The sequence below is a fragment of the Streptomyces sp. UH6 genome (genome assembly GCF_013421635.1).
Lineage (GTDB): Bacteria > Actinomycetota > Actinomycetes > Streptomycetales > Streptomycetaceae > Streptomyces > Streptomyces abyssomicinicus.
The window spans coordinates 1-5,269 of record NZ_JACADT010000362.1; the positions used below are offsets into that span (position 1 = coordinate 1).

The 5,269-nt window shown below is 73.0% G+C and carries 6 protein-coding genes; 1 reads left to right on the forward strand and 5 read right to left on the reverse strand.

The genetic code is table 11. The features are described 5' to 3' along the window. Both HW445_RS17630 and HW445_RS17635 read right to left on the reverse strand, forming a co-directional pair. Window positions 1-324, reverse strand: a 324-nt coding sequence (locus tag HW445_RS17630) for an amidohydrolase family protein (protein ID WP_180221966.1), incomplete at its 3' end; no start/stop codon positions are given. Between the two features lie 62 nt (window positions 325-386). Further along, window positions 387-827 carry an Lrp/AsnC family transcriptional regulator gene (locus HW445_RS17635; protein ID WP_180221967.1) on the reverse strand — a complete coding sequence of 147 codons (441 nt, stop codon included), beginning with the start codon at window positions 825-827 and terminating at the stop codon, window positions 387-389. 233 nt (window positions 828-1,060) lie between these two features. On the opposite strand from HW445_RS17635, the gene HW445_RS17640 reads away from it, so the two are divergent. Continuing rightward, window positions 1,061-1,501, forward strand: coding sequence for a hypothetical protein (locus HW445_RS17640; protein WP_180221968.1), 441 nt, complete (start codon window positions 1,061-1,063; stop codon window positions 1,499-1,501). A 307-nt stretch (window positions 1,502-1,808) separates the two neighbouring features. Here the strand turns inward: HW445_RS17640 and HW445_RS17645 are convergent, their stop codons facing one another. The 3 genes from HW445_RS17645 to HW445_RS17655 form a co-directional block, all read right to left on the reverse strand. Then, window positions 1,809-2,990, reverse strand: a complete 1,182-nt coding sequence (locus HW445_RS17645; RefSeq protein ID WP_180221969.1) for an acyl-CoA dehydrogenase family protein — start codon at window positions 2,988-2,990, stop codon at window positions 1,809-1,811. 457 nt (window positions 2,991-3,447) lie between these two features. Then, window positions 3,448-3,591: an SCO1431 family membrane protein gene (locus tag HW445_RS17650; protein ID WP_180221970.1), complete on the reverse strand. Its 144-nt coding sequence runs from the start codon at window positions 3,589-3,591 to the stop codon at window positions 3,448-3,450. Between the two features lie 136 nt (window positions 3,592-3,727). Continuing rightward, window positions 3,728-5,101, reverse strand: a complete 1,374-nt coding sequence (locus HW445_RS17655; protein WP_180221971.1) for a peptidase C39 family protein — start codon at window positions 5,099-5,101, stop codon at window positions 3,728-3,730. Window positions 5,102-5,269: the final 168 nt, after the last annotated feature.

The following is a 5,269-nucleotide window of genomic DNA, read 5'->3' on the forward strand; positions in this document are numbered from 1 at the left end:
GGGGCGGGCGGCGGCGAAGTCGCGGATCCGGTCGAGGGCCGCCTCCAGGGAGGCGACGCCGGACAGGTCGAGGCCGTTGAGGGCGAGACCGGTGCTGGTGGTGTGCACGTGGGCGTCGGTGAAGGCGGGGGTGACCAGGGCGCCCTCCAGGTCGACGACCTCGTCGACCCCCTCGGCGAAGGCGTCGGCGGCGCCCTCGGAGCCGACCCAGGCGACGTGGCCGCGCTCGACGACCATGGCGGTGGCGAAGGGGTCGGCGGGGCTGTGGACCTCACCGCCGCGCAGCAGAACGGTGCGGGAGGTCGGGGCGGTGCCATTACTCATGGGGAACAGTCTCTCGCCCCGCCGGCGCGGACGGCGCGCGGGGGTGGAGCGGCCCGGGCGGGTCAGAGGCGGGGCGGGCGGCTCTCGTAGGGCGTGGAGAGGACCACGGTGGTGCGGGTGGAGACGCCGGCCAGGGCGCGTACCCGGGCGAGCAGTTCCTCCAGCTCGTGGGGGGTGGCGACGCGCACCTTGAGGATGTAGTTCTCGTCCCCCGCCACGCTGTGGCAGGCCTCGATCTCCGGCACGCCGGCCAGTCGGTCGGCGATGTCGTCGGGCGCGCTGGGGTCGAAGGGCTTGACCGAGATGAACGCGGTCAGCGGCAGTCCCACCGCCTCGGCGTCGACGACGGCCGCGTAGCCGCGGATGACGCCGCGCTGTTCCAGCCGGCGCACCCGCTGGTGCACGGCCGACGTGGACAGGCCCGTGGCCTTGCCCAGGTCCGTGTAGCTCATCCGCCCGTCCTCGACGAGCAGCCGCACGATCTGTCGGTCCAGCTCCTCCATGCGGCAAAAGCTACAGGGCGGGCGATCGGCGGGCACGGACACGTCCACGGAGTGGCCGGTCGGTGCCGCGTGAGTGGGCGGTGTGAGGCCTTTGTGCATGACTATGTGACGAAGGACACACTTCCTGGCCGGGCTCCATGATGTTCACGTGATTACCTGCCCGGGGTGCAGGGAAATGCTTGCTGTGGTCGAGGCCGCAGAGCCTTACGGCCCAGCCCGAGGGGGAGTACCCGATGCACAGTCTTCAGCGCCCTGGCCGTTCCGCGTCCAGGAGGCCCCAGGTCGTCGAACCCGAGCCGGAGGGCGTCGAACCGGACGCCACGGACGACGAGTTCGACGCCTACGACACCTTCGAGATGTACCGGGTGATCTGCCCGGACTGCGCGCAGCCCATCGCGCTCCTGGCGGACGAGGCCGTCCTGCCGGAGCACGCGCTGTGCGCCTCGCCGTGGAACCCGTTCGGCCTGACCGTGTGCGCGGGCACCGGACGGACGGCCGCCGAGGCCGAGCCGGCGGACGCGGGGACGGACCCGCAGGAGCAGGAGACCGGTCTGCTGCTCACGCTGCCCGCCGGCCTGGACTGGCGGACGCAGCCCTTCTCGCACGTCGGCGGTCCGGGATCGCGCCCCATGCGCGCGCCGATGACTCGCCGCCACATGGGCCGCGCGGCCTGATCCCGCGCCCGGGCCCGGCCGGCCCGGGCCCGTGCCCGAACTGATGCGCTGACGCCCGGCGGGGTGACGTGTCGCCGCCCCGGGCGTTCTCCTGGTATGACCGCAACCTCTTCGGCCATGGCCAGGCGGCGAAGTGTATTCGTCCCGGGCCCGGCGGAGGCGCCGGCGGCTCCGGCGCCCGCGTCCGAGGACCCTCCCATCTACCGCGACCTGATGCGCAGTTGGGCAGAGGGAGGGCGGACCCTTCCCGGCCGCGACGACCCGGAGTGGGCCCGGCTGGCGAAGCCGCCGGGCCGGCGCGCGGTGGTCAGCGGGACTCGGGGCCCAGCAGGTGACGGCCGATGACCATCCGCTGGATCTGGTTGGTGCCCTCGACGATCTGCAGCACCTTGGCCTCCCGCATGTGACGCTCCACGGGGAAGTCCGCGGTGTAGCCGTAGCCGCCGAGGACCTGGACGGCGTCGGTGGTGACCTTCATCGCGGCGTCGGTGCAGAACAGCTTGGCCATGGCCGCCTGCCGGGAGAACGGCCGCCCGGCGTCCCGCAGCCGTGCCGCGGCCAGGTAGAGGGCGCGCCCCGCCTCGACCTGGGTCGCCATGTCGGCGAGCAGGAACCGCAGGCCCTGGAAGTCGCCGATGGGCCTGCCGAACTGGCGGCGCTCGCCAGCGTAGGCGGTGGCGGCGTCCAGCGCGGCCTGGGCCACTCCGATCGCGCAGGCCGCGATGCCGAGCCGGCCGGAGTCGAGGGCGGCGAGGGCGATGGCGAAGCCCTGGCCCTCCTCGCCGAGCCGGCGGTCGTCGGCGAGCCGGACGCCGTCGAAGTGGACCTGGGCGGTGGGCGAGCCCTTCATGCCCATCTTCTTCTCGGGCGCGGCCGAGCTCAGGCCGGGGGCGTCGCCGGGGACAAGGAAGGCGGTGATCCCGCGGGGACCGTCGCCGCCGGTGCGGGCCATCAGCGTGTAGAAGTCGGCGACGCCGCCGTGCGTGATCCACGCCTTGGTGCCCTCGACGACCCAGTCGCCGTCGGCGCCCTCGCGGACCGCGCGGGTGCGCAGCGAGGCGGCGTCGGAGCCGGAGGCGGGCTCGGAGAGGCAGTAGGCGCCCAGCAGGCCGCCGCCGAGCATGGCGGGCAGGTGCTCCAGACGCTGCTGCTTGGTGCCGAAGTGGGCCAGCGCGTGGCAGGAGAGGGTGTGCACGCTCACTCCGAGACCGACGGTGAGCCGGGCCGCGGCCAGCTCCTCCAGGACCTGGAGGTAGACCTCGTAGGGCTGCTCGCCGCCGCCGTACTCGGCGGAGTAGGGCAGGCCGAGCAGTCCGGAGGCGGAGAGCAGCGCGAACAGCTCCCGGGGGAAGAGCCCGGCCTCCTCCTCGTCGGCCGCCTTCGGGGCGATCTCACGCTGGGCGATCTCGCGGACCAGCGCCAGCAGGTCCCGGGCCTCCTCGGTGGGCAGCGCGCGGTCGACGGGCTGCGGGGCACCGTGATCGGTCATGGCGGTGTTCTCCTCCCTGTACGGGCACAGGGCGGGCGACCGCTTGGATGACGCGGGTCCCGCCGGCTCACGGGCAGGGCCGACGCCCTTCCGGATCACGGAAGAAAACGGCAGGTCGGCGGCTGCGCGCTGTGAGTATGCCCGGTCGCCGTCGCCACGTCACCGGTTAACGGTCGCTTACTTGTAACGGATGGGAAACAGGTCCGTGGACGGCGGAGGGGCACGGCGGGAAACCGCCCGGAGACCGGTAGGACACGGGCGCGGACAGGCGGGAGAAGCGCCGGAGGAAGGCCGGACAACGGGCGGAGGGCCGGCGGAGGACCGACGGAGGACGAGGCGGGGGGAAGCGCGGAAAAGCCGGGGGAGCCCGGCCGGTGGCCGGGCTCCCCTGCTGTTGTCCGTTCTCGCGGGTGCTGTTCGTTCTCGCGGGCCGCTCCCGCCTGCGGCGCCGCTGCGGTCAGACCAGGCCGAGCCGGGTGACCAGCATGGCGATCACGACGACCAGGACCCAGCCGGCGATGTGCTCGACGAGGTTGTTGTCGTCGTCGTCCTTCGGGCCGCCGGTGAGGGTGCGGGTCAGGGTGGCAGTCGCTGCGCTCATGGTCTCTCGCTCGGGTCGCGTGCGGTGGTTCCCCCCGGGAACCGGCCGCGTGACCGGACCCGTTCCTCCACCATGCCACCGACCCGGGCTCGCGGGGCGGAGAGCTTCGTCACAGAACCCCAGGTCAGCGGATTCGTCAGCGGATTCCCACCGCCGCCAGGGCCTTGCGCTGGGCGGGCGTGGGGCTGGCCGGGAAGTACAGGTAGCAGACGCCACCTGTGCCCGAGGCCACCTTGCCGCTCGCGTTGTAGCGTTTCGTCCTCAGCCAGATGTTCTCGAATTCACGCCGCTGGTAGACGCGTCGGACCGCCTCGTTGCTCGGGGAGGCCGGGTCGTTGGCGACGACGTCCCCGTCCGCGGTGAAGCCGATCACCGTCATCAGGTGGCCCGAGGTGCCGTATCCCGCGCCGGTGAGCTCGCTCGCCAGGAAGGACTGCGACGTGATGACGGGGATGCCGGCCGCGACCAGCGTCTCCAGGTCGGTGAGCGACTCCAGCCGCGTCACCACGCCCTGGAGGCCGGGGTAGGTGGCGGCGTAGGCGGCGTTGAACGGCCAGTTGCCGCAGCCCTGGTACTGGTGGTCGTAGGTGAAGCGGGCCGCGTGGCACACCTGCGGGTCGGCGAACTCGGGGTTGACCCAGGACAGTTGCTCGGCCGTGGGCTTCCGGCCCCAGTACTCGATGATCATCTGCGACGAGGTGGGGCTGCACCATGCCTCGCCGCCGTTGTCGTACTCGGGGTACTGGCCGACGTGGGTGTTCTGCGAGTAGCGCGGCACGGGCAGTTCGCGGGTCACCCGCGGGGTCGTGGCGGCGACGGTGAAGCGGTCCGGGACGTCGGAGCCCATCGCGCCGAGCCGCCACACGGTGGGGGTCGCTCCCGAGCCCGGGCGGCGGTAGAGGGTGAGGCGCAGGCGGTAGGAGACCAGGCGCAGCCCGGTGGAGGCGTCGTCCACCGAGAAGGTGTCGGTCCAGACGGTGCTCTTGTCGTCGGTCTGGTCGTCCACGGAGGTCCGGCGGATGTCCTGGTCGCCGGCGGCCCAGCGGCCCATCACGTACCAGGGGGTGTCGGTGCCGTCGTTGTACCTGCCCTGGAGTTCGACCTGGATCCACGTGCCCGCCGGGGTGTCGGCGTTCCAGCTGGGGATCACCTCGGTCGCGGGGACCTTGAGGCGGTGCGACGGGGAGGTCCAGGTGGCGTACTCCCAGGAGGCGGAGGTCCCGGTGTGCGGGTCGGTGTACTCGGTGACGCCGGCCGGAACGGCGAGGGCGACTCCGGGACGGGCGCCGGACAGGGTGCGCACACCGAGGGCGCGGCCCTCGCGCCAGTCGGTGTAGGTGACCCAGGCCCGGTTGTCCACCAGCCGCTCGGCGGCGGCCGCCTGGGGCTCGGGGGCTCGGGGGTCCGCCTCGGCGGCGGCCGCCGGGGCGGCGGTGGTTCCGGCGACGGCCGCGGCGACCGCCGCGGCGAGAACGGTTCTGCGGGACGGCGATTGGGCTCTGTTGCTCATGGCTGATCGGCCCCCAGGGGTGAGCGTCGGGTGATGGTGTCCACGGCTCCGGGCCCCACTATGGCCAAGCGGCCCGCCGCCGATCCAGTACCTCGGCCGTTCCGGACGGTGGCAATATTGGTATCTACCTCTGGTAGCAGCGGTCGTGGTGGAGTCGGCGGACCGGCT

Bases quoted from the DNA above. Each gene is read 5' to 3' on its own strand.
- HW445_RS17635 (WP_180221967.1), bottom strand. From the start codon at position 827: ATGGAGGAGCTGGACCGACAGATCGTGCGGCTGCTCGTCGAGGACGGG.
- HW445_RS17640 (WP_180221968.1), top strand. From the start codon at position 1,061: ATGCACAGTCTTCAGCGCCCTGGCCGTTCCGCGTCCAGGAGGCCCCAG.
- HW445_RS17645 (WP_180221969.1), bottom strand. From the start codon at position 2,990: ATGACCGATCACGGTGCCCCGCAGCCCGTCGACCGCGCGCTGCCCACC.
- HW445_RS17650 (WP_180221970.1), bottom strand. From the start codon at position 3,591: ATGAGCGCAGCGACTGCCACCCTGACCCGCACCCTCACCGGCGGCCCG.
- HW445_RS17655 (WP_180221971.1), bottom strand. From the start codon at position 5,101: ATGAGCAACAGAGCCCAATCGCCGTCCCGCAGAACCGTTCTCGCCGCG.